The organism is Dactylosporangium sp. CA-152071, assembly GCF_050936335.1.
In the GTDB taxonomy this organism is placed as follows: domain Bacteria; phylum Actinomycetota; class Actinomycetes; order Mycobacteriales; family Micromonosporaceae; genus Dactylosporangium; species Dactylosporangium maewongense.
Genome location: NZ_JBNJMZ010000001.1, coordinates 1,635,619 through 1,658,540 on the forward strand (window position 1 = coordinate 1,635,619; position 22,922 = coordinate 1,658,540).

At 71.0% G+C, this 22,922-nt stretch carries 17 protein-coding genes and 3 pseudogenes; 5 read left to right on the forward strand and 15 right to left on the reverse strand.

Translation table 11 applies throughout. From position 1 onward, the window contains the following. Positions 1–10: 10 nt before the first annotated feature. From ACQEVZ_RS07005 to ACQEVZ_RS07060, 12 genes and pseudogenes are all read right to left on the reverse strand, one after another. Positions 11–781: an SDR family NAD(P)-dependent oxidoreductase gene (locus ACQEVZ_RS07005; RefSeq protein ID WP_344513930.1), complete on the reverse strand. Its 771-nt coding sequence runs from the start codon at positions 779–781 to the stop codon at positions 11–13. Further along, entirely contained in the window at positions 778–1,629 is an 852-nt protein-coding gene (locus ACQEVZ_RS07010) for an IclR family transcriptional regulator (RefSeq protein WP_433376661.1), read from the reverse strand. Before ACQEVZ_RS07010 ends, ACQEVZ_RS07005 begins: the two co-directional genes overlap by 4 nt. After that, a complete protein-coding gene (locus ACQEVZ_RS07015) occupies positions 1,626–2,852 on the reverse strand; it encodes an acyl-CoA dehydrogenase family protein (protein WP_433362877.1) in 1,227 nt (408 codons plus the stop codon). The genes ACQEVZ_RS07010 and ACQEVZ_RS07015 overlap by 4 nt, the downstream gene beginning before the upstream one ends. Beyond that, complete coding sequence (locus ACQEVZ_RS07020) at positions 2,849–4,054, reverse strand: thiolase family protein (RefSeq protein WP_433376664.1); 1,206 nt, start codon at positions 4,052–4,054, stop codon at positions 2,849–2,851. Before ACQEVZ_RS07020 ends, ACQEVZ_RS07015 begins: the two co-directional genes overlap by 4 nt. Then, a pseudogene (locus ACQEVZ_RS07025) lies at positions 4,046–4,807 on the reverse strand (NAD(P)-dependent oxidoreductase); the annotation flags it as partial. The pseudogene ACQEVZ_RS07025 and the gene ACQEVZ_RS07020, both read right to left, overlap by 9 nt. 3 nt (positions 4,808–4,810) lie before the next feature. Continuing rightward, complete coding sequence (locus ACQEVZ_RS07030; protein WP_344513934.1) at positions 4,811–5,527, reverse strand: ABC transporter ATP-binding protein; 717 nt, start codon at positions 5,525–5,527, stop codon at positions 4,811–4,813. Beyond that, positions 5,524–6,303: an ABC transporter ATP-binding protein gene (locus ACQEVZ_RS07035; RefSeq protein ID WP_433362881.1), complete on the reverse strand. Its 780-nt coding sequence runs from the start codon at positions 6,301–6,303 to the stop codon at positions 5,524–5,526. Before ACQEVZ_RS07035 ends, ACQEVZ_RS07030 begins: the two co-directional genes overlap by 4 nt. Next, on the reverse strand, positions 6,293–7,270 hold the full coding sequence (locus ACQEVZ_RS07040) for a branched-chain amino acid ABC transporter permease (protein ID WP_190252746.1): 978 nt from the start codon (positions 7,268–7,270) through the stop codon (positions 6,293–6,295). The genes ACQEVZ_RS07035 and ACQEVZ_RS07040 overlap by 11 nt, the downstream gene beginning before the upstream one ends. Continuing rightward, entirely contained in the window at positions 7,267–8,139 is an 873-nt protein-coding gene (locus tag ACQEVZ_RS07045; protein WP_344513940.1) for a branched-chain amino acid ABC transporter permease, read from the reverse strand. Before ACQEVZ_RS07045 ends, ACQEVZ_RS07040 begins: the two co-directional genes overlap by 4 nt. A gap of 7 nt (positions 8,140–8,146) precedes the next feature. Then, a complete protein-coding gene (locus ACQEVZ_RS07050; RefSeq protein WP_238009904.1) occupies positions 8,147–8,563 on the reverse strand; it encodes a VOC family protein in 417 nt (138 codons plus the stop codon). 32 nt (positions 8,564–8,595) lie between these two features. Further along, on the reverse strand, positions 8,596–9,351 hold the full coding sequence (locus ACQEVZ_RS07055; protein WP_433362887.1) for an SDR family NAD(P)-dependent oxidoreductase: 756 nt from the start codon (positions 9,349–9,351) through the stop codon (positions 8,596–8,598). Beyond that, positions 9,348–10,565: an ABC transporter substrate-binding protein gene (locus ACQEVZ_RS07060; RefSeq protein WP_433362890.1), complete on the reverse strand. Its 1,218-nt coding sequence runs from the start codon at positions 10,563–10,565 to the stop codon at positions 9,348–9,350. Before ACQEVZ_RS07060 ends, ACQEVZ_RS07055 begins: the two co-directional genes overlap by 4 nt. Positions 10,566–10,896: 331 nt before the next feature. On the opposite strand from ACQEVZ_RS07060, the gene ACQEVZ_RS07065 reads away from it, so the two are divergent. The 3 genes and pseudogenes from ACQEVZ_RS07065 to ACQEVZ_RS07075 all read left to right on the forward strand — a co-directional run. Then, entirely contained in the window at positions 10,897–11,913 is a 1,017-nt protein-coding gene (locus ACQEVZ_RS07065) for an LLM class F420-dependent oxidoreductase (RefSeq protein ID WP_433362894.1), read from the forward strand. A gap of 23 nt (positions 11,914–11,936) precedes the next feature. Then, a pseudogene (locus ACQEVZ_RS07070) lies at positions 11,937–12,341 on the forward strand (FAS1-like dehydratase domain-containing protein); the annotation flags it as partial. A gap of 63 nt (positions 12,342–12,404) precedes the next feature. After that, positions 12,405–12,779: pseudogene (locus ACQEVZ_RS07075) on the forward strand (MaoC/PaaZ C-terminal domain-containing protein); the annotation flags it as partial. Positions 12,780–12,931: 152 nt separating this feature from the next. Here ACQEVZ_RS07075 and ACQEVZ_RS07080 read toward each other — a convergent pair. Then, on the reverse strand, positions 12,932–14,716 hold the full coding sequence (locus ACQEVZ_RS07080) for a sensor histidine kinase (protein ID WP_433362897.1): 1,785 nt from the start codon (positions 14,714–14,716) through the stop codon (positions 12,932–12,934). Positions 14,717–14,949: 233 nt separating this feature from the next. Then, the gene (locus ACQEVZ_RS07085) at positions 14,950–16,053 is read right to left on the reverse strand and encodes a trypsin-like peptidase domain-containing protein (RefSeq protein ID WP_433362900.1); all 1,104 of its coding nucleotides are present in this window, start codon (positions 16,051–16,053) and stop codon (positions 14,950–14,952) included. 202 nt (positions 16,054–16,255) lie between these two features. Here ACQEVZ_RS07085 and ACQEVZ_RS07090 point away from each other — a divergent pair, with 202 nt between their 5' ends. Both ACQEVZ_RS07090 and ACQEVZ_RS07095 read left to right on the forward strand, forming a co-directional pair. Continuing rightward, positions 16,256–17,335, forward strand: a complete 1,080-nt coding sequence (locus tag ACQEVZ_RS07090; protein ID WP_433362903.1) for an effector-associated domain EAD1-containing protein — start codon at positions 16,256–16,258, stop codon at positions 17,333–17,335. Continuing rightward, a complete protein-coding gene (locus ACQEVZ_RS07095) occupies positions 17,332–20,115 on the forward strand; it encodes a tetratricopeptide repeat protein (protein WP_433362906.1) in 2,784 nt (927 codons plus the stop codon). The genes ACQEVZ_RS07090 and ACQEVZ_RS07095 overlap by 4 nt, the downstream gene beginning before the upstream one ends. A 168-nt stretch (positions 20,116–20,283) precedes the next feature. Here ACQEVZ_RS07095 and ACQEVZ_RS07100 read toward each other — a convergent pair whose 3' ends face one another. Next, positions 20,284–22,911, reverse strand: coding sequence for a phospholipase D-like domain-containing protein (locus ACQEVZ_RS07100; RefSeq protein WP_433362909.1), 2,628 nt, complete (start codon positions 22,909–22,911; stop codon positions 20,284–20,286). Between the last annotated feature and the right edge of the window lie 11 nt (positions 22,912–22,922).

Consider the following 22,922-nt stretch of genomic DNA (forward strand, 5'->3'; position numbering starts at 1 on the left):
TGCCGCCGCCTCAGCTGAACCGGCCGCCGGTGACGTGCAGCACGTCCCCGGTGACGAACGAGGCGGCCGGCGAGGCGAGGTACAGCGCGGCGGCGGAGATGTCTTCGGGGGTGCCGAGGCGGCGGATCGAGTTGGCGCGCTGCGCCCGTTCCGCGATGGCGTCGAACTTCGGGTGCCGGCGGACGGTCTCGGTGGCGATCAGGCCGGGGGCGATCGCGTTGACCGTGATGTTGTACCGGCCGAGTTCCTTGGCCAGGGTACGGGTCAGGCCGACGATGCCGGCCTTGGCCGCGGCGTAGTTCGCCTGCCCCGGGTTGCCCAGGTAGGCGCGGGAGCTGATGTTGATGATCCGTCCATAGCTGCGCTCGATCATGCCCGGCGCCACGGCACGGCTGCACGCGAAGGTGCCGTACAGGCACACGTTGAGCACCTGGTGCCAGTCGTCGTCGCTCATGGACACCAACGGCCGGTCCACCGGGAAGCCGGCGTTGTTGACCAGGATGTCGATGCGGCCGTGGCGGTCGTTCACCTCGGCGGCCATCGCGTCGATGCTCTGCCGGGACGTCACGTCGAGCACGTGCGGATGTGCGTCGATGCCATCCGCGGCGAACTGCTCGGCACCCCGGGCGGCGGGTTCGGCGGCGATGTCGGCGACAATGACGGTGGCGCCGGCCAGCCCGAGCTCCCGGCCGATGGCCAGGCCCAGTCCGCCCGCTCCACCGGTGACCACGGCCACCTGACCGCGGAGCGACTGTGTTGAAACCGAGGCCGTAGCCGTCATGTGCGGTACTCCCTGTCCTTCAGAGGTTGGTGGCCGACCCAGGGCTCGTCCTGACCGACGAGTTCGGTGCGACCGGCGAGCATCTTCGTGATCCGCTCGCAGCATTCGCGCAGCAGTCGCCCGTACAGCGCGGATCGTTGTTCGTCCATCTCATTGGTGAAACCCACGGCGGCGGCGACCAGCAGGATCCGCCCATCCGGCCCGAAGACCGGCGCGGCGACTGTGCTGACGCCCAGCGCGTAACCCTCGTGGTCGACCGCGAAACCCTGCTCGCGCACGCGTTCCAGATCCCGCAGGAAGATCTCCTTACGAGTGACGCTCTTGCTGGTGAACAGTTGCAGCCCGGTGGCCAGCGCGGCGTTGACTTGCGACGGCTGGTCGTAGGCGAGGAAGACCCGGCCGAACGAGCCGCCCTGGATCGGCACCGGCGTGCCGACCTGCAGGGTGATGCGTACCCGGTGCGGGCGTTCCAGCTTGTCGACCAAGATGATCTCGGTCAGGCTGATCCGCCGGTACAGCACGATCGTGACGTTCATCTGTTCCAGCAGTTCGGCCAGGCTGCGCTTGGCGATGCTGACGTCGTTCATCTGGTTGGCCGCGGCGGCACCGAGCTCGACCAGGGCCGGGCCGAGCTGGTAGCGCTGCCCGGCGTCGTCGTACTGCACGAGGTTCTCGGCCAGCAGGGTGCGCAGGATGTAGTAGGTGGTGCTCTTGTTCATCCCGGTGGCTTCCACCGTCTGCGCCAGCGACATCGAGTCCCGCGCGGCGAGCAGCCTCAGCACCCGTACGGCCCGTTCGATGGCGGGGACTCGGTACTCCTCGGACATGGCACCTTCACCTCGAGTCATCCGCTCACCTCGCCATTGGCCAGACGCCGTGAGATGAGCCGCTTGAGTATCTCCGACGAGCCGTCCGCGATCCGTACCGTTCGCATGCTCTGCCACGCCTTCGCAAGCCCCACCTCGGTCGTGATGCCCATCCCGCCGAGCGTCTGCATAGCCTGGTCGATGACATCGGTGGCCATCTCGGTGGCGAACAGCTTGGCCATCGCCACCTCGGTCAGGGCGGGCCGCCCGGCGTCGACCAGTCCGGCGGCGTGCAGCCCCATCAGGTGCGCCGCGTGAATCCGGGTGGCGGCATCCGCCAGCGGGAACGAGATGCCCTGGTTGTCGAACAGCCGAGTACCGAATGTCTCCCGTCCGGTGGCGAACTCGACCGCGAGGCCCAGCGCCCAGCGTGCCAACCCGACGCCCTTCGCCGTGTTGTACAGCCGGCCGGTGGCGATGCCGTCCAACCCGAGCGACAGCCCGCCGCCCGGCTCGCCGAACAGCTGCCAGTCCTCGACGCGCACGTCGTCCATCGACAGGATGGCATGCTCGCCGCCCGTCTGGCCGTACAGGCCGATGACACTGTCCACCCGGAATCCCGGCGCGTCGGTCGGCACCAGGAAGGCCGAGATGCCGCCCGCCCGGGCCCGTACCCTCTCGGGGTCGGTGACCGCGAAGACGAGGGCCAGGTCGGCATGCGGCCCATTGGAGATCCACTGCTTGACGCCGGTGAGCCGCCAGCCGCCCGCCTCGGGTACCGCCCGGGTCGACATCTGCCACACGTCCGAGCCGGCGCCCGGCTCGGACATCGCGAAGCACATGGTCTGCTCGCCGGACAGGAGGGGCCCGAGGAACGTGTCGCGCAGCCGTTGCCCGGCGCGGGCGAACACCACGCTCGGTCCGGTCGCCCAGTGCGCCACCACCTCGCTGCCCAGCCAGCCGGCGCTGCCGCAGAGCCGGTTGATGAGCTCCCACGCCGCGTACATGGTGACCGCGCCCTGCCCACCGCCGCCGAGCTCCTCGGGAACGCACATCGTGTAGTACCCGGCGCGGGACGAGGCCATCCGGACGGCGCGGCGGTGCTCCTCGACCGCGGCGACGTGCCGGCCGTCCGGCCCGTACCGCTGGCGCGGGTCGGACAGCAGTGCATGGGCGTCGCCGTGGCGGGCGAGCACCTCGGCTTCGAGGAAGTCGCGCAGCCCATCCAGAATCTCCCGGGTCTGCTCCGGCAGCAGTTCGCTCATGCCTCACCCATCCGTTCGTAGAGCGTCGCGGTGGCCATCCCGTATCCGGTGCACATGACCTGCAATCCGTAGCGACCGCCCCGGCGGCGCAGCTCGTGCAGCAGGGTGGTGGCCAGCCGGACGCCTGAGCACCCGGTCGGGTGGCCCAGCGCGATGGCGCCACCGTTGACGTTGAGCCGGTCGGGATCGGCGCCTGTCTCCCGCAGCCAGGCCAGCGGGACGCTGGCAAACGCCTCGTTGACCTCATACAGGTCGATATCGGCGAGGGTGAGTCCGGTGCGTGCCAGGATGCGCTGGGTCACCGGGATGACGCCGTGCAGCATCAGGTCGGGTTCCACGCCGACCACTTCGGTGTCCACGATCCGGGCCAGCGGCACCAGGCCGTGCCGTTGCGCCTCAGCGCGATCGCAGACCAGCACGGCCGCCGCGCCGTCGGTGAGCTGGCTGGAGTTGCCGGCGTGGTGCACGCCGCCCGCGCCGAAGGCGGGCTCCAGCGTGGCCAGGGTCGCCAGCGAGGTGTCCGGCCGGATGCCCGCGTCGCGCTCGATGAGCCAGCCCGCGTCGGGCAGCTCGCCGGCGAGCAGTGCAGCGGTGAGGTCGGCAGGTACCGGCACGCACTCGTCGGCGAACCGGCCGTCCCGCCAGGCGGCCTCGGCGTTGCGGTGGCTGGCCAGGGCGAAGGCGTCCAGCTCGGCACGGTCCAGGCGCCAACGCGCGGCGATCCGGTCCGCCGCCACGCCCTGGTCCACCAGCGCGTACCGGCCCGTGACCGCGTCAGGTGGCGCGACGCCCGCCGCATCGGCGCCCAGCGGTACCCGGGACATCGACTCGACACCGGCGGCGATCACCATCCGCTGCTGACCGCTCAGCACCGCTTGCGCCGCGAAGTGCAGCGCCTGCTGGCTGGATCCGCACATCCGGTTGACCGTCACGCCGGGCACCGTGACCGGCAGGCCGGCGGCCAGCGCGGCCACCCGGGCGATGTTGCGGCCCTGCTCACCGACCGCATTGACGCATCCGGCAATCACGTCGTCCACAGCGTCCGGTGCGATGCCGGCCCGCTGGACGAGCCGGAGCAGGGTGTAGGCCAGCAGTTCGTCCGGGCGCACCGTGCTCAGCGCGCCCCGGCGGCGGCCCAGCGGGGTCCGCAGCGCCGCCACCACCACCGCCTCCCGCGGGGTGCCGGCGGCGAGCCTGGTCAGCGGGATGTCCGCGCCGTCGCCGGCCAGCGCGACGGCGGCGCGCAGGTCCTTGGCGACCATGCCGGGCGGCAGTACCTCGCGGATCTGGCGGCGGTAGTAGGCGAAGTTGCCGGTCAACCAGGACCGCGCGGTGCCGGAGTCCAGCACGTCCAGCAGCTCCGCCTCGCCGACGCCCGCGTCGCCGCCCAGGGCCAGGGCCTCTTCCAGCACCTGGAACCCGACGTGCAGCGCGAGGTTGTTGGCCAGCTTGGCGGCCAGTCCGGCGCCGACCGGCCCGACGTGGTGGATCCGGCTGCCCAGGGCGTCGAGGACCGGGCGGACGCGGGCCAACTCGTCCGGGTCGCCGCCGACCATCAGGGTGAGTTCGCCACGTCGTGCCACGCTGTCGCCGCCGGCGACCGCCACGTCCAGCAGCGCCACCCCGGCCGCGCCCGCCTGGGCCGCGACGTCTCGCACGGTGCCCGGCGAGATGGTGCTGTGCACCAGGATGGTGCTGCCGGGGCGCATCCCTGCCAGCAGTCCGGTCACCACGTCGCGGACCTGGCTGTCGTCGTACACGGCGACGCCCACCACGGTGGCGGCGGCGCCCAGGTCGGCCAGCGAGGCCGCGACCCGGGCACCGGGCACCCCGGCGGCGGCCGACGCGTTCACGTCGTACACGACCACCGGGAACGCAGCCGCGAGCGTGCCGGCCATCGGCCGGCCGATGTTGCCCAGCCCCACGAAACCGATCACCGCAGTGCCATCGATCACGGCTCAGCCCTCCACGACGGCGCCCATGGCGGCCTGGTAGGCGGCGTCCAGTTCGGCGACGTCATCGTGTTCGGCGACGACCCGGCCGCGCATCAGCACGACGCCACCGTCGGCGACCTGGCCGAGCACGCCGATGGTCGGCGAGGCCAGCAGCACGGCGGTGCCCGACCGGGCCAGATCCCGCACGGTGCGCAGCAGGTCCTCCACGATCAGCGGGGCCAGCCCGGTGGCCATCTCGTCGAGCAGCAGCACGCTGGGGTCGGTCATCAACGCCCGGGCCACCACCATCATCTGCTGCTCACCGCCGGAGAGCACGCCGGCCGGCCGGTTGGCGCGGGTCCGCAGGATCGGAAAGCGGTCCAGTGCCTGCTCCACCCGCGCCGGGTCCAGTCGCAGCAGTTCGGCGCTGACCATCAGGTTCTCCCGGACGCTCATCCGCGCGAAGAGCTGCCGGCCCTGCGGTACCAGGGCGAGCCCGGCCCGGGCCCGGTTCCGGGTGGGCAGCGCGGAGACGTCCCGGCCGCCGAGGAACACCTGCCCGCCCGCCGGCACGGAGCCGTACATGGCAAGGGCCAGACTGCTCTTGCCGGCGCCGTTGGGGCCGACCACCAGGGTCACCCGCCCCGCCGGCACCCGCAGCTCGGTACCGGCGAGGTTCAGCGCGCTGGCCCGTCCGTACCGGACGGTCAGGCCGGAGGCCCGCAGTCCCGTCTCGCTCATCGATCCACCTGCCCGGTGCCGAAGTAGACTGCCTGCATCTCGGCGCTGGCGAGGCAGTCGCGGGGTGCGCCGTCGAAGACGACCGTGCCGCCGGCCATCAGCACCATCCGGTCGGCCATCGAGGCCACGATGTCGACGTTGTGGTCGACCAGCAGCACGGCCGTGCCCCCGGCGGCCACCGTGCGGATGGATTCGGACAGGCCGGCTATGCCGTCGGCGGCCAGTCCGGCGAACGGCTCGTCGAGCAGCGCGATGCGCGGGTGCTGCAGCAGTGCACGGGCCACCTCCAGCAGCCGCAGCTCGCCGAGGGTCAGGTCGGCGGCCAGCCGGTCGATGCGGTGCAGCCCGAGACGGGCGGCTGTGTGGCCGGCCTCCTCGCGCAGCGCCCGACCGCCTGGGGCGATCACGCCTCGCACCGCCGTGCCCAGCAGTGCAAGGCCGGAGGACATGCCCCGGGCGAGGCCGCCGACGATGATGTTGTCGCGGGCGGTGAGCGCTCCGGCGACCAGCGGGTACTGATAGGTGCGGGCCAGCCCGGCGCGACGGGCGCGGCGGGACGGCGGGCCGGCCAGCGGTACCCCGCCGGCGAGGACCTGGCCGCTGTCGGGCCGCTGCTCGCCGCCGATCAGGTCGACGATCGTGCTCTTGCCCGCGCCGTTGGGACCGACCAGCCCGACGATCTCACCGGCGCCGACCGCGAACGAGGCGCCGGTGACCGCCTTGACCCCGCCGTACGACTTGGTCAGCTCATGACAGGAAAGGATGTCAGCGTTCATCGCGTCCGCCTCGGTTGACAGCGCCGACGAGCCGACCGGTCAGGTCCCGGGCCACGCCGATCAGACCCTCCGGCGCGAAGATGAGCACGGCCACCACGGCGACGGCGAACAGGAGCGTCCCGGAACCCTGGAAGAAGTTGAGGTTGAAGGTGAGCTGCGTGACCAGCAGCGCGCCGATGACCACTCCCCACGGGCTGGAACGCCCGCCCAGGAACGGGATGAACACCGCGAGGAACGCCACCGACAGCGGGATCGACTCCGGCAGGATCGACAGGTTCGCGGTGGTGAACACGGCACCGGCCAGCGAGCCGATCGCGGCGCCGATGCTCAGCGAGATGAGCGTCAGCGCGGTCACCGGCACCCCGGCCGCCTCGACGGCGACCGCGGCCTGCCCCTTGGCCCGCAGCGCGACGCCGAACGGCGAGCGACGCAACCGGGACAGCAGCAACGTGATCAGCCACATCAGTACCAGCGCGACGATCACGATCTCGTCCCGGCCGAGCTGCGCGCCGAAGACACTGATCGACCGGGTGAGGATCACGCCCTCGGCGCCGCCGGTGACGTCGTGCGCGTCGATGAGCCATGCCTGGAACGCCTCGCCGAACAGCAGTGTCACGGCGGCCAGGTAGAAGCCGTTGAGCCGGCGGGTGGCCAGGCCCAGCACCACGGAGATGAGCACAGCGGCGACGATGCCCAGTGGTAGCGACACCAGCAGCGGCCAGCCGGTCCGGGTGGCGACCAGGCCCATCGCGTAGCCGCCGATCGCCGCGTAGGCGTTGTAGGCGATGGACAGCGAATCGCCCATGATGAAGTGGCTGTACAGGCCGAGCCCGATCAGCCCGTACGTGACGGTGAGCACGGCGAGGTCCTGCCGGTACCCGTCGGTGCCGACCCAGGTGATGGCGAGGATCAGCAGCGCGCCGGTGATGACCGGTTCGGCGAGGGGCCGCAGGCGGGTGGCGCTCATACCCGTACCCGTTTCATGAAGATGCCCTGGGGGCGGAAGGCGAAGAAGAGCACGGCGGCGGCCAGGGTCGCGTACTGCAGGGCGGCCGCGCCGAAGTAGAAGATCGCGGCCGACTGGATGGTGGCCAGGATCAGCCCGCCGGCCAGCGGCCCCCACACCGACGAGGTGCCGCCGATCACCAGCGCCAGGAACGCGAAGAGGGTGTAGTCCATCGAGCTGTCGAAGATGATCCCGGAGCGTGCCGCGAAGACGCTGCCCGCGAGGCCGGCCAGCACCCCGGCGAGGGTGAACGAGGCGATGCGTACCGCCCGCACCGGCAGCCCGAGGACGATGGCGGCCGGCGTGTTCTCGCCGATCGCGCGCAGACTTCGACCCATCCGGGTGCGGTAGATGAACAGCAGCAGCAACCCGAACGCCAGCGCGGTCAGCCCGACCTCCAGGGCGGCCTGGGAAGTCACCGTGGCGCTGCCCAGCCGCACCGAGCCGTCCCCGACCAGTTGTGGCCCGGGCAGCGCGGCACGGCCGAACAGCACCCCGGCGAGCTGTTCCAGGGCGAACAGCGTGGCCACCAGCGCGATCACCATCGGCAGCTCCTCGTTGGCGCCCGGCTTCCACATCGGACGCACCACGAGCACCTCGGTCAGCAGCGCCAGTGCGACCGCGCCGATCACCCCGATGACGACCCCGGCGGCGGCGGGCAGACCCCGCACGCTGGTGAAGTACGCCGAGGCGAGCCCGGCGAACACCGCGTATCCGCCGATCGCGAAGTTGAAGAATCCGGAACTCTCCCGCACCACGAACATCGCCGCGGCCAGCAGACCGAAGAAGCATCCTGTCTCGATGATCGAGACGATGACCTGAAGGGGCATCGTTGTCTCAGGGGTGCTTCTGGTTGATCTCGACGACGTTCATCGACGGGTCGTAGCAGTAGACCTGCCGGTACCCCTTGAGCGCCCACGTGCCGGTGTCGTTGTAGGGCATGCCCAGCTCGTCGAGCCGCCGCATCGCGCCGTCGATGTCATCCACCTCGATGGCGATGTGCCCGTTGATGACCGGGTGCAGCCGCAGCTGGTTGTCCCACGGCAGCGACGGGGTCGGCTTGCAGATGTGGATCTGCCGTTGGTTGTGGTCCTCGAACAGGGCGACGAAGTCGTTGCCCGTCTCCAGGGCGCCCCGTCCGTCGGCGACGAACGGGAACGTCTTCTCCTGCATGCCGAACACCTTCGAGTAGAAGGCGGCCATCGCCCGGACGTCCGAGGCGGGCAGGTTGACGTGATGCAGGCTCCACGACATGGAACTCACTCCTTGGGGTGTAGTGATGCGAGTCAGACCCGAAGCGGGTGACCGCCACCGACGATCAGGGTCTCGCCGGTGATGAAGGCGCTGTCCGCGCCGCAGAAGAACCGCATGGCGCCCACGAGGTCGGCCATCCGGCCCTGGCGCTGGATGAGCTGCTTGTTGGCGATGAAGTCACGAAGCAACGCTTCGGGCAGGTCGGCCATGGCCGACTCGGAGTCCATCGGCCCAGGGGCCAGGCAGTTCACCCGGATCCCGTCGGGCGCGAACTCCTTCGCCAGCGCGCCGGTCAGGCCACGCACGGCGAGCTTGGTGATGCCGTACACGTCGGTGGCTGCGAACCCGGACACCGAGGAGATGTTGAGTACCGCACCCGCGCCGCTGCGGCGCAGGTGCGGCCGGCAGGCCCGGGCGCAGTTGACGATGCCCAGCACGTTCACGTCGAGGATCTCCCGCCAGCCGGCGGTCGAGATCTCGGTGACCGGCCGGCTCCAGGCCATCAGGTGCTTGCCGGCGTTGTTGATCAGGATGTCAAGACCGCCGAAGTGTGCCGCGGCCTCGTCGACGGCGCGTTGCACCGACGCCTCGTCGGCGGTGTCGCAGGCGACCCCGAGCGCCACGGCGGCCCCGAGATCGGCGGCGGCCTGTTCCGCCGCCGCCCCGTCGATGTCTGCCAGGACCACCCGGGTACCGTCGGCGACGAGCGCCTGCGCGAACGTCCGCCCGATGCCCCGGGCACCGCCCGTGATGAACGCGGTGCGCGACTGACCTGTCGTGCCCGTCATGAGCACTGCGGCTGGTAGTCGGCCCAGTTGTCGCCGGGCTGGTTCTGCTCGGTGAAGCGGCGCAGCACGATGCCGCACAGCCCGTCGCTGCCGACGTGCTTGCTGGACGTGAAACTCATCGTGAAGCCCTGCCGTCCCCAGCTCGCCGGGAACTTGCTGATCTGCTCGAGCCCGTCTCGCACCTGCGCCGGGCTGCTGTCCACGCCGGCCTTCTCGATCGCCTGCTTGAGCAGGTACACGGTGTCGTAGCCCTGCGCGGCGAACGCGGTGAGCCCGAGGTACTTCTCCCCCAGCTTGGCCTTGAGCTTGCCGCCCAGCTCGGTCGAGCGGGCGTTGTCGGCGGAGATGGCGCTGGCGTAGACGAGCTGCCGCAACGCGCCGGGCTTGGCCAGCTTCCAGGTCTCCGGCTGGTTACCGATCGACGCCAGGGAGATCCGGGGCGCGTCGGGGATGATCTGATGCGCGGTGTTGTGGAACAGCACCTCCAGCTGCCCTCCCAGTGAGGACACGAACAGCGCGTCGGGCTTGGCGGCGGCGATGCGGCTCAGTTGCGGCGCCACGTCGGTGCTGTTGAGCGGCGCCTTCTCGTTGGCGACGATGGTGATGCCGGACTGCTCGAAGATTGGCAGCAGCCCCTTGTTGAGGCCGGCCATGGTGGGCGAGTCGTCGGTGATGACCGCCAGCTTCGTGACGCCGATCTTCTTGAACGCCGCCGCGTAGACGGTGCCGATGTCGGTGATCGGGTTGGCCAGGATGAACGAGAACGTGTTGTTCGGCGGTTCTGCGATGGCGGTGGCGATGTTCGTCGCCGAGATGGCCACGATCTTCTCCTGCTCGACGACCGGCTTGACCTGCTGGGCCGACGCCGACGACGAGTTCATGATGATGACGCGGGCACCGTCGCTGACGAGCTTGCGAAGCACGGCCGGCGTCTGGCTGGGCTGGCTGCCGTCGCTCTGACGGATCAGCTTGAGCGATCGCCCGCCGACGCCGCCCGCCTTGTTGATCTCGTCGATGGCCAGCGAGATCCCCGTGCTCGCCTCGGCCGATGTGGCCGCGGTTCCGCCCGAGGTGTCCTCGACCATGCCGATGACGATGTCTTTTCCGGACGACGAGCCGGAGTCCTTGCCGTCGCCGCAGCCGGTGGCTAATGCGGCGAGCGTGAGTGAGGTGGCCACGATGCTCAGGCATCGTGCCGCGCGGGTACGGGACATGGTCGCTCCCTGCGGGGTGGGCAATGCGGCCGGAAGCCCTGGCTGGGGAAATGCGCGCAGGGCTGCTTGGTATGGATGCGACGAGCCGGAGGCTCCGGCTCTCGGCGTCCCGAAGAGCGGTCGGGAAGCGCCGACGGTCTGTCAGTAGAACGACGTTCAACGGGTTGGGTTCGAACATCATGGAATGGATCATCCGGGGGTGTCAACCCTCAACGCCGCTTTTGCAGCAGAGATGAGCGCTGGTCCGAACCTTGACGCTCATCCTTGGCGTCTCTAATGTTCTCGCAATCAAGACAATGATCGTTCTATATACAGAACAGAGTCGGACTTCATGAAACTCGGACTCAGCCTTGGACACTCCGCCGGCCTGCGTGACCTCGCCGCTGTGGCCCGCCGCGCCGACGCGGCCGGCCTGGACTCCCTGTGGGTCTCGGAGGCGTACGGCTCCGACGCGGTCAGCGTGCTGGCCTACCTGGCGGCGGTGACCAGTCGGATCGGCCTGGGCACGGCGGTGCTGCAGATGCCGGCACGCACCCCGGCCGCCACCGCGATGACCGCGCTCACCCTCGACCAGCTCAGCGAGGGCCGGCTGCTGCTCGGCCTCGGCATCTCCGGCCCACAGGTGGTGGAGGGCTGGCACGGCGTCGCGTTCGACTCCCCGCTGGCCCGCACTCGCGAGTACGTCGACATCGTGCGCGCGGTGGTGGCCCGGCAGGACCCGTTGACCTACCCGGGCGTCCACTACCCGCTGCCGTACCCGCGGGCCGACCGGGAACGACCACGCCCGTTGAAGGCCACACTGCACCCGATTCGCCCGCGGATACCGGTCCTGTTGGCGGCCAACGGCCCACACAACGTGGCGCTGGCCGGACAGCTCGCCGAGGGCTGGCTGCCCGCCTTCTACTGCCCCGACCGGCCCGAGGTGTATCGCGAGCTACTCGCCCCCGGGCTGGCCCGCCGCACCGCGGACCTGGGCCCGCTGCGGGTCGTGGCCACGGTGCACATGGCGCCCGGAGCCGACCTCACGGCCTGCTACGACGCGCTGCGCCCGGTGTTCGCCCTGTACCTGGGCGGCATGGGCACACGCGGCCGCAACTTCTACGCCGACCTGGCGTCCCGGCTGGGCTACGAGGCGACCACCCAGCAGATCCAGAACCTGTACCTGGACGGGCACCGCACCGAGGCGGCCGCCGCGGTACCGGACGCGCTCATCGACCAGCTCGCCCTCGTGGGACCCCGGGAACGGATCCGGGACCGGCTGGCGGCCTGGGCGGATGCCGGGGTCGACGTGCTGACCCTCAAGACCACCGACGTCGACCTGGCCGCGTGGCTGGCCACCGCGCTCTAGCAGACCCCGATCAGGAGAAGAACATGCCGCTCAACGAGGCGTTCATTGGCAAGGTGTTCGCACCCACCGCGCCGTACCAGGTCAGTCGGGAGAAGATTCGGGAGTTCGGCCTGGCCACCGCAGCCACCCCCGGCCAGAACGGCCAGCCAGTGGTCCTCTCCACGTTTCCCATCGTGCTGAGCCTGCCCGCTACCCGGCACGTGTTGTCCGACCCGGCACTCGGGCTGGACTACAGCCGGGTGGTGCACGGGCGCCAGCGATTCCGGCACACGAGGGACATCCGGGCCGGCGACGAACTGACCGTGACCGTCCACATCGAACAGATTCAGTCCGGCGGGGTGCACCAGATCGTCACCACGCGCAGCGAGATCGCCACCACGGCCGGGGAGCCGGTCTGCACCGCATACTCGACGCTGGTCGAACGGGGTACCCGGCCCCGGTCCGGCCCTCGCGACGCGGAGCCGGCGCGACCCTGGACCGCGCCCGGTCAGCAGCTTCCAGACCGCGAGTTCAAGGTCACCCGGCAGGACCTGGTCCGCTACGCGGGCGCGTCGGGTGACTTCAACCCGATCCACTTCAGCGATCACGCCGCCGGACAGGCGGGACTGCCCGGTGTCATCGGGCACGGGATGCTCACCATGGCGCTGACCGCACGGGCGGTCACCGAATGGATCGGCGACCTGGCCGGAGTTCTCGACCATGAGACCCAGTTCAAACGGCCGCTGCTGGTGCCCGACGACGGGGGTACCACGCTCACCGTCTCCGCGACCGTCGGCGACCCCGACGACGCCGGCCACCGCCAACTGGTCGCCGAGGCGAACGCCGGTGCCGACCTCGTCGCGATCTCCCGCCTCACCATCCTGTAGGGCTCGTAAGGTCGTCGCCGCACGGATCGGCCCGGCCGACTGCGCTGACCTACCACGAACGTGAGTTCCACGCCGGCCGGTAGCGGCAGCGCTGCGCGGCGAGGCGGGTGAGGACGCCGGGCCGGGCCCGGCGGATCGCCCGGCGCCGGCGTTCAGTCGCCGTCGATCGGGATCTCGGCCAGCAGTGCTGTTCCGTGGCCGGGTGGGCTGGCGACCTCCAGCCAGCCGCCGAGCGTGGCGACGCGGTCGCGGAGGCCGACGAGGCCCGAGCCGCTCTTGAGGTTCGCGCCGCCGACGCCGTCGTCCTGCACCGAGATCCGCAGGCGGCCGTCACTGGCCTCGAGGTCGACGCGGACCAGGCTCGCCTGGGCGTGCTTGGCGGTGTTGGTGAGCGCCTCGGACACGACGTAGTAGGCGCCGACCTCCACCTGCTCGGGGAGCCGCCGCTGGACGGCCAGGGTGAGGTCGACGGGTGTGGCGCTGCGGCGGACGAGGGCCCTGACGGCCGCACCGAGCCCGCCCTTGGACAGGATGGCCGGGTGGATGCCGCGCGAGAGCTCCTGCAGGTCGTGCAGGACGCTGGTCACGTCGTTCACGGCCTGCGACAGGTCGTGCCGAGCGGACCCGGCGGGCAGGGTCTCCTCCACCATGCGCATCTGGAGGCCGAGCGCGACGAGCCGTTGCTGCGCGCCGTCATGCAGGTCGCGTTCGATGCGGCGGCGTGCCTCGTCGCTGGCGGCGACGATGCGGGCCCGGGACGCGGTGAGTTCCGCGTTGGTCTCGGCGTTGACGATCGCTGTCGCGACGAGCTCGGTGAAGTCGGCCATGCGGGTTTCGGTGTCGCCCGGCAACGGCTCGGGCCGCATCGTCACGACGATGGCCACACCCCAGATACGGCCCTCGACCATGATCGGGACACCGACTCCCGAGCGGATGCCTTCGCGGCGGGCGATCTCGGCGTTGGGTCCGGCGGCGTCGTCGTACGAGGCGATCCGGGCCGCGGCGCCGGTCCGCAGCACCATCGGCAGGAGCGACTCGCCCCGGACCGGGAACGTCTGCTCGGCCAGGTCCAGCTCCTTGGCGCCGGCCACTCTGGTGACGGTGCCGTTGGACTCGTACCGGTACAACGCCGTGGGGTACGGGCCGAGGACGTGGCCGATCTCCTCGGCCACGGCGTCGAACACCTCGGCCGGGGCGGCTCCCCGAGCGACGAGCGTGGCCACGCGGCGCAACGCGGCCTGCTGTTCGGCCAGGTTCGCGGTCTGCTCTCGGCTCGTCTCGCGCTCCCGCGCCGCGCCGAGCACCGAGGCGAGGACGGGCACGACCCGCTCCCGCAGGCGCCGCCGGACGGGTTCTGACAGGCCGGCCGGGACGAGCAAGGTGCCCAGCGTGGTCTGCCCGGTGCGCAGCGGGAACGCACTGCGGTCCGGGTCGGCGGCACACCCGCCGACTGCGATCTCGGCCCAGGGAATCCGCAGTGTCTGGGCGATCCGGTGGGCGGCGGTGTCCAGCGCGGGGTGCAGGTGCTCGGCGCCGAGCAGCACGTGGGCGAGGTCGGCGCTGAGATCGGCCTCCTGGCGCCGGTCGGAGATCTCGGCGGCGTGTCTGCGCACGAGGTTCGCCAGACCGCTGACCAGCAGCGCAGCCGCCACGAACACGGCCACGTCCTGGAGGTCCTGACCGGTGGAGAGCTGGAACTCGCCGAAGGGCGGCACGTGGAAGTAGTTGTACGCGGCGGTGCTGGCCACCGCCGTCAGCGCGCCCGTCGTCGCACCGCACACCATCGAGACGACCAGCACCCCGACGAGGTAGATCATTCCTCGGGAATCCTCGCGAACCGTGCCGCGCAACGGGATCAGCGCGAAGGTCTCGGTCGCGATCACCACCGCCGCGATGAGCAACCCGAGCGGCCACGGCGGCGGCTGCGCACGAATCACGAGCGACAGCAGGCGTACCCGCGTCAGGGGCGCCCTCTTCCGCATCCCATCACGCGCTGAACGCCAGCGGTCGGTGAGGTAGCCCGAATCGCGCGGTGACGCGCTCACGAAAGGCATGGTGACCCTCTCACCAGGTTACTCCGAAGTAGCGCCACCTCCGGGCCGGCGACGCCACCGGAGGCCATGTCCGCGGCCCATCCGAGGACGAGCCGACGCAGCTGAGCGCGGCACCGTCATGGCCCGAACGCCGTGTCGGTGCCGCGCTTGCGGGTGGCGGCGCGGATCGCGGCCACGGGGATGCCCTGGTTGTACCCGGCGACCCCGAAGGCGGGGTAATGGGGGTCGCCGGCGTGATGGACCGCGACCCACTGCCAGTCCGGCCCGAAGCACGGCGAGCCGGACGACCCCGGCTCGGTGTTCGTCGCGTACCGGACCCTCGTGCCGGAGCTGTTCACGCCGAGGACCGCCTCGGAGTCGATCGCCACCTGCAGCGGTGCCCCGTCGGCGTGCTGCACGATGTACAGGGCGCGGACCTTCGTGAAGTCGTGGTCGGCGACCGGCATCTTCAGCCAGCCCCGCGGCGTCCACTCGCCGTCGTTGGTGGGCCCGCCGACCGGCTCCTCGCCGGCGCGGCCGGCCAGCCGCAGGAGGGCGTAGTCGAGCTCGTCGGCGGACGGTTCACCTGTTGGCGGGACCTCTCCGTCGTGCCGGCTGTGCGGGCTGTGGTCGATCAGCCAGTCCGCGGCGAGCCGGTGCACGGTCCCGGGCGCGGGCGTGACGCCGTCGGCGAGATACCGGTAGTCGAACCGCAGCCGGACCGCGGCCGGTGCCACGACGCCGTCGACCACGGCTTTCACGACGTGAGAGTTGGTCAGGACGACGTCGGGCCCCACGAGGAATCCGGTGCCGGTGCCAAGCCCGCCGGGATGGGACACCTCGACACGGCACACCTGACCCTCGATCTCGCCGAGCCGGGCCAGCCACGTGGCCAGGTCGTACATCGAGTTGGACTGGCGGATCCTGAGCTCCAGCGACGCGCCGCCGGTGCCGGTCTGCGGCGCCAGCTCGAACCGTGCCGCGAACGCCAGCAGGTCCGAGTCCGACGGCAGGGCCTGCCGGGCCGCGGTGAGCAGGTCACGCCACCACAGTTGGGCGTTGGCATCCTGGACGATGTCCAGCAGTGCCGCACGGTACCCCACCTCGGCCCCGACGAAGTCGTCGAACCGCCGGTCCAGCCTGCCGAGCAGCAGCTCCCGGAACCGCGAACGCGGAAACGCGTCGGCGAGCAGATTCCGGAGCTCGATCATCTCCGGACCGGTCAACCGGCTTGGGGGCATCAGCGAATGGCCTGTCTGTCTGGATGTTCCGTGGCGTATGCCAGAGCCAGCACAGTGATACCACGAAGGCACACCGCACGGGCCGCGCCGCCAGCTTTCCCGACCCGATGGGCCAGGCAATGCTGCGCGGTCGCGTGATTGAGCCCGGTCGAGCGGTTGACCTAGGCTGGCCTCCTATGCCGAAGCAGCGGGTCCGGCGGCGATGACCTTCGCCCGGCCGAACCTCCAACCACGCGAACTCCTTGCCGTGCGCGACGGCCTACTGGTGGCCTTCGCAGACCGGCAGCGACTGGAAGAGCTGGTCATGTCGTGCGACCGCACGCTCGATGAGCTGGAGGTCAAGGGCAACGACTACCGCGGCAACGTCCTGGCGGTGGTGAAGGCGGCGTTCGCCGACGGCTGGCTGATCGAGCTGCTGAGCACCGCTTCGGCGCTCGTTCCGAGCGACGACCTGCTGCGCGAAACCCTCGACCGGGTGTCGCCGGCCCCACCGGTCGCGCTCGCCGACCACTTCGCGGCGTGCCGGCTCAGCGGCGGTCACGTGCTGATCGACCGGTCCCGGCTGCGGGCGGCGCTCCGGGAGCTCTGCCAGCCCACCGGCCGGCGGATTCTCGTGGTCGGCGGCCCGCGACGGACCGGGAAGTCCCATACGACGCAGCTCATCGCGTACCTTCACATGGTGCGCCCGGCGTTCCGGATCGCCCACGTAGATCTTGAGGCGATCCCGCGGCTGCTCGGCCGCGACCGGATTGTGACACCCCACGACGTCGCCCAGCGCATCGTGCGGATGCTCGGCTATCCGGCCGAGCTGGCCACCGCCCCCGTCGGCACGCCGTGGCCGGAGTGGGTGCTGCTCTTCTGTGACGAGTTCGAGTCGCATGCCATGCGCGACGAGCGCAACCCGTGGATCGTCATCGACGGCTTCAATCACGTCGTCGCCATGCAGGCCACCATCGATCTCGTGAAGGAGCTGGCGCGGCGCGTCGACCGGTTCTTGACCGGGTTCCGGCTGGTGCTCCTCGGCTTCGACGACTCCCTCGTCGCCGTGGGGCAGCACGCGTCGATCGAGACCCTGGAGCAGATCGGCGCCGACGAGGTCGCGCAGTTCTTCCGCGATGCCTACGAGCAGCTCGGCGTGCCGTGGACCGAGCAGCTCCTCGCCGACGCCGCCGCCCGTGTCCTCGCGGATCTGCACCCGGAGCAGCACGACTACCTGCGGGTGCTCGGTGATCGGGCGAGCCGGGCGCTCGCGGATGCCGCCGGGTCGTCGGTGCGCGCATGACCGAGGGGACGGCGACGGCGTACGGCGGGCTGCACGAGGCGGCCGCGGTCCTCGCCTGGTACTCACCACCGGCCATCACCCCTGTCCCGGGCCCACCCGGCGACCTTGACCTGCTGCTGCTGGACTCGGACGTGACGGTCGACGCCGCGTTGCAGCGGCGGTGGACCCTGGGCACGGACGTGCGCGTTCAGGTGCTGCGCCGGCTCCGGCAGGAAGGGCGGATCCTCGACGCCCTGGCCGTCAACCCGCAGCGTCCGGCCGAACCGATCCAGGTCTTCCTGGAGCTGTACCTCACCGGCCGTCGACCCGCAATCGACGAGCTGGACCTCGCGGCGCTCGTCTGCGTTCGGACCGTCTGCGATTGGCTCAGACCCGCAGGGTTCGACGACCTGCCGGACCCGGGCTCGCTCGCGGCCCGGCTGGAGTGGCTCCTGCTGCTGCAACCCGTCGAAGCGCTCGCCGCGGGCCGGCAACCTGACGACGGCGAGCACCTTCGTGTGCTCCGCGACCTGGTCCACCCCACACCCGGGTCGACCCTCGCCATCCTTGACGGTGGTGGTGGTTCGGTGGCCGCCGCCCGCTTCCTGCTCGACCGTGCCCGGGCCGGTCTGCCCATCGCGTACCTCGACCTGAGCCGTCCGGACGTCCGTCCACCCACGCTGCCGCCGGTGCTGCTGGAGACGGCGCGGCAGATCCTCGCGCAGCGCCCGCAGGCGGCCGATCGCTGCGCACCGATCCTGCTGGACTGGGAGCGACGGCTGGCGTCGGCGGGCGGGATCACGGACGAGGAGGCTCGCGGCTGGAGCGACGACCTCACCACGATCATCGACGCCGCAGGCCTCACGCGAACCCCGGTGCTGCTGGTCCTCGACGAGACACGGCAGGCGTTCGGTCTGTCGCGGACCGTCGCGCAGCTGCGGCGGAGCCTGCCGCAGCTGCGGATCTGCCTGTGTCGCCGCCGGGCCCGCGGCACCACACGCTCCGACGTGCTCAGGGACCTGCCACCGGCGTCGGACGTGTTCGTCGGCCGTGACCTGACGCAGCTCTCCCGGCGGCTGCCCGCCGCCGACGTCGGGGTGGTGGTGGGCCAGGCGTCGGTGTTTGGGTTCGGCGGCATCGGCAAGACCGAACTGGCGCTGCGCTACGCGCTGGAGCACGCGGGCCGCTACCGGCAGGTGTGCTGGGTCAGCGCGGGCACGGCAGACAACGTGCGGCTCGGGCTGGCCACGTTCGCGCGGCGGCTGGGTCCGGCCGGCACACTTGCCGATGCGCGGGCGTGGGCGGTCGGCTGGTTGCGGTCGAACAGCGACTGGCTGCTGGTGCTGGACGACGTCGAGGACGTGGAGGACGTCGCCGAGCTGTTGGGCGACGTGGCCGGCCGGGGCCATGTGGTGGTGACGACCCGCCGCGACCCGGGACTGGCCCGGTGGGCTTCGCTGGGCCTGACACCGCTGTCGCTGGGGGTGCTGGATCGTCCCGCCAGCGTCGAGCTGCTGGTCGCGCTGACGGGCCTGCCGGCCACCGCCGGTGCGGACCGGCTGGCCGCGCAGCTGGGTGACCTTCCGCTGGCGCTGGAGCAGGCGGGCGCGTACATCAGGCAGCACGACGGCCTGACCTTCGAACAGTACTGGTCGCTGCTGCGCGGCCAGCTCGCTCTGGACGCGCACGGCAACGCCGCGGACCGGGCCGCCGCCGCACCGTTGCACCTGACCTTGAACGCGGTCCGGAGCCGGTCGGTGCTCGCGGACCGCGTGATGCGCGTGCTGGCCTGGATGGCGCCCGACGCGGTGCCCGAGGACGTGCTGATGGCGCTGTCCGAGCACCCGGCCGACCTGGACGAGGCGTTGACGCTGCTGACGTCGTACAAGATGGTCACCTGGAATGCGGGCACGGTCCGCGTGCACAGGCTGGTGCAGGCCATCATCCGCGCCGAGACGCCGGACGGCGGCCTGGACGAGGCGGTGCGGGTGCTGACCGCGGCGTTGCCGGTCGAGCCGATCGACAACGTGGACAGCTGGCAACGGTGGGACGCGTTGCTGCCGCACCTCGACGCGGTGCTGAGCCACCTGCCTGCCGTCCACACCAACGTCGGCGCGCTGCGCATCGCCGGCGGCGCGGCCAACTACCGGCGGTTGCAGGGTCACGCCGCCGCGGCGGCCGCGGCCTTCGAACAGCTGCTCATCGGCTATGTCCGGGTGTTCGGCGACGACCACGCCGAGGTGCTGACCACCCGCCACAACCTGGCCCTCGCCTACTGGGCCGCCGAGCGGACCGGGGACGCGGTCGCGGCGTGGGAGCAGGTGCTCGCCGGCCGCCGCCGGCTGTTCGGCGACGACCACCCCGACGTGCTGACCACCCTCTCCAACCTGGCCGTCGCCCGCTGGGACGCCGAGCGGATCGAGGACGCGGTCGCGGCGCTCGAACAGGTGCTCGCCGGCCGCCGCCGGCTGCTCGGCGACGACCACCCCGATGTCCTGACCACCCTCTCCAACCTGGCCACCGCATACTGGGACGCCGAGCGGATCGAGGACGCGGTCGCGGTCTGGGAGCAGGTTCTTCCCGGCCGCCGCCGGCAGTTCGGCGACGACCACCCCGGCGCGCTGATCGCCCGCTACAACCTCGCCGTCGCCTACTGGCGGGTGGGTCGCGTCGGCGAGGCTATCGCGATGGATGAGCAGCTGCTCCCCCTCGCCGAGCAGGTGCTCGGGGACAACAGCCCGTTGGTGGACGCCGTTCGTCGCAGGCTCGCCGAGATGCGGGCCGCGACAGGCGACGCATGACGCTCCCCCCGGTCGCCACCGGCATTCGGGTTGCCGCGCCGGCGCCGGCGTCGACATGTGAGGGCGCCGGCGACATGCGCGGTGATTGCCCGATGCCGCGACCGCCGTCAAGCAGCTGGCCCGGGCACGGTGGTGGGGAGAGCGGCGGTGCCCTCCCCACCACCGTTGTCAGCAGGTCTGCGCGCAGTTGCGCAGGCCGTAACGGATCATCAGCTGGGTGCCGCCGTTGCCGTCCCAGTCGTCGACGTAGACGACCGTCAGGTAGCCGTCCTGGTCGGCCCCGATCGCCGGGGTGTCCTGGCGGTTGGCGGTGAAGACGCTCAGCCGGTGCTCCGGGAACAGGTTGCTCGTCCCGCCCGTCGAACCGATGCCGCGGGCCCAGACCTCGGTGCCGCTGCTGGCACTGGTGAGTCCGGTCGCCTGCCCGGTCTCGTGCCACGTCACCACGGCGTTGCCGGCGCCGTCCACGGCGACGTCCGGACGCGACTGTCGGCCTACCCGGTCGGACTGGTACGCCGTCTGGGCCGTCACGCTGTACACGCCGGCCGTGCTGGCCGTCCACCGGTAGATCGGCCCGCTGACGGTGCGGGCGGCGAACGCGGCGGTCGTGCCGGTGAAGCCGCGCACGTAGATCAGCGATTGCGGGTTGCCGTCGTAGCCGGTCCGGCCGGTGTGCTCGTCGGTCCAGGCGACGTACCAGATCCCGGACGCGCCGATCGCGACCGAGGGCTCGAGTTGCTGGCCGTCGGACAGTGTGCCGGTGTGGACGGCGACGACGGTGCCGAACGATCCGGCGAGCGTGCCCGTCTTCCCCCGGATGCTGTACCCGCCGTTGCCGTCCTCGTCGTCCTCCCAGGCGACCGCGGCGGTGCCGGAGTCGTTGATCGCGAGGTCGGGCTTGCGGTAGGTCCCACCCGTCACCGCCTGCACCGGCACGTCGTATCCGCCGCTCACCGGTGACAGCCGCACGTCGGCGGCGCTGAACGAGGCGTACCGGATCGAGCTCACCCCGGCCGTGGTCGTGTCCTGCCAGGCGACGCCGAACCGGCCGTCGGACAGCACGGCGATCGACGGTTCACTCTGATCGCCGGCGGCCTGCGTGTTGACGTTGACGATCGAGGTCATCGTCCCGTCCGGGTGGACGCGCCGGGACCGGATCTCGTAGCCGCCGTTGCCGTTGCTGTCGTCGGCCCACACGAGCACCGCGTCGCCGTTGGCGGCAAGACCCACGTCGGGTGTGCGGTAGTTCCAGTTCGTGCTGCCGCCGGTGCGCACGACGACGTCGGACTGGCGCACCCCGTCGACGAAGCGACCCAGCCGGATCTCGTTGCCGGTGCCGGTCAGCGAGCCGGAGCTGAACGCGACCACGCTGACGTGGCGCCCGTTCGCGTCGCGGTACGAGGCGACCGCCGGCTCGAACTGATCGCCGGTGGCGACCTGGTTCGCCGTGGCGAAGGTGGCGTTCGGGTACCGCGACGGCGCGATCTTCACCGCCGCTTCCTTGATGGCGGCGAAGTCGGCGACGAAACCGTTGTAGACGGTCGTGTCGTCGATCCGCATGAACGTCTCGTCGTTCTTCTTCAGCGCGCCGTTGGTGAGGTTCTGCGAGCCGGTGTACACGTACCGATGCGTCTGGTTGTCCTTGCGGGAAACCCCCTGCACCACCAGGTACTTGGAGTGGATGCTGCCGTCGGAGCACTCGGCGTTGACGGCCGAGCCCACCGCGAAGAACGACTGCCGGCAGCCGCCCGGGTTCATCGAGTAGACACCGATGCCGCGTGCGGCCAGGTCGTCGATCATGTCCTGGTGCTCACCGGTGGCGACCTCGACGGTGCAGCCGGCGTCGGCCTTGTCACCCAGCGCGTCGATGACCTCGGGCCGGGCGTCGCGGAACCCCCACATCGCGAGCCGGATCACGTCGTCCGTGCTCGTCGTGGAGCACTGCACGTCGTCGATCGCGGCGGCGAAGATGTCGTGGCGGGTGCTCTGCGGGTTGAACGAGTTGGTGATCGTGGTGTCCTCGGCGGTGCTCGGGGAGTTGCGTGGCGAGTACCAGAGCCGGAACGGCCCGGCGTCGACGTGGCCGGTCTCGTAGACCTTGCTGCTGCCGGTCACGGCGAGCTTGCGGTTCACGTAGTCGCGGTAGGCCGTGGCGAGCGCGGCGTTGCCGGAGACCTCGACGAGGTTCTGGTACATCTGCTGCTGCGGGTTGGTGGGGTTGTTCGACCCGATGAGGGTGACGTCGGTGCGCCCGTCCGACAGGGCGCTGAACACCCAGAACTTGTTGTGGTTGATGCCGGTGCCACCGCCCGCGCAGGAGGCGAAGCAGCGTTTGGCCCATGAGCCGGTCGCGCTGGACGACCACGCCGGCAGGCCGGAGACCAGCGAGTCGACCTGGGCGGACTGGTTGCACACCGCCGGGTCGCCGTCGGTGCACGCCTCGATGAGCAGGCGCACCTTCACCCCGCGTGCGTGCGCGGCCAGCAGGTGGTCGGTGATGGCCTGGTCGGTGAAGGTGTACAGCGACGCGTAGAGGGTCGATCCGGCGACGCTGGCCTGGACCAGGGTGTCGATCTCGTCCCGCAGTCCGGTGGTCTGGTACTGGGTGAACTGGGGTCCGTTCTTGTTCGGGTCGGGGGTGGCGTAGTCGGCATCGGGAACTGGGTCGAGGTTCGGGCGGAGGAACAGAACCTTGATCGAGCCGCTGGTGACGGTCACAGTCGCGGCGGCGGCCTGCGAGGCCGTGCCGAGAACCATGCCGATCACCAGCACGAGCGCCAGAAACGGTCGGCGCAAGGCGGTGCTCC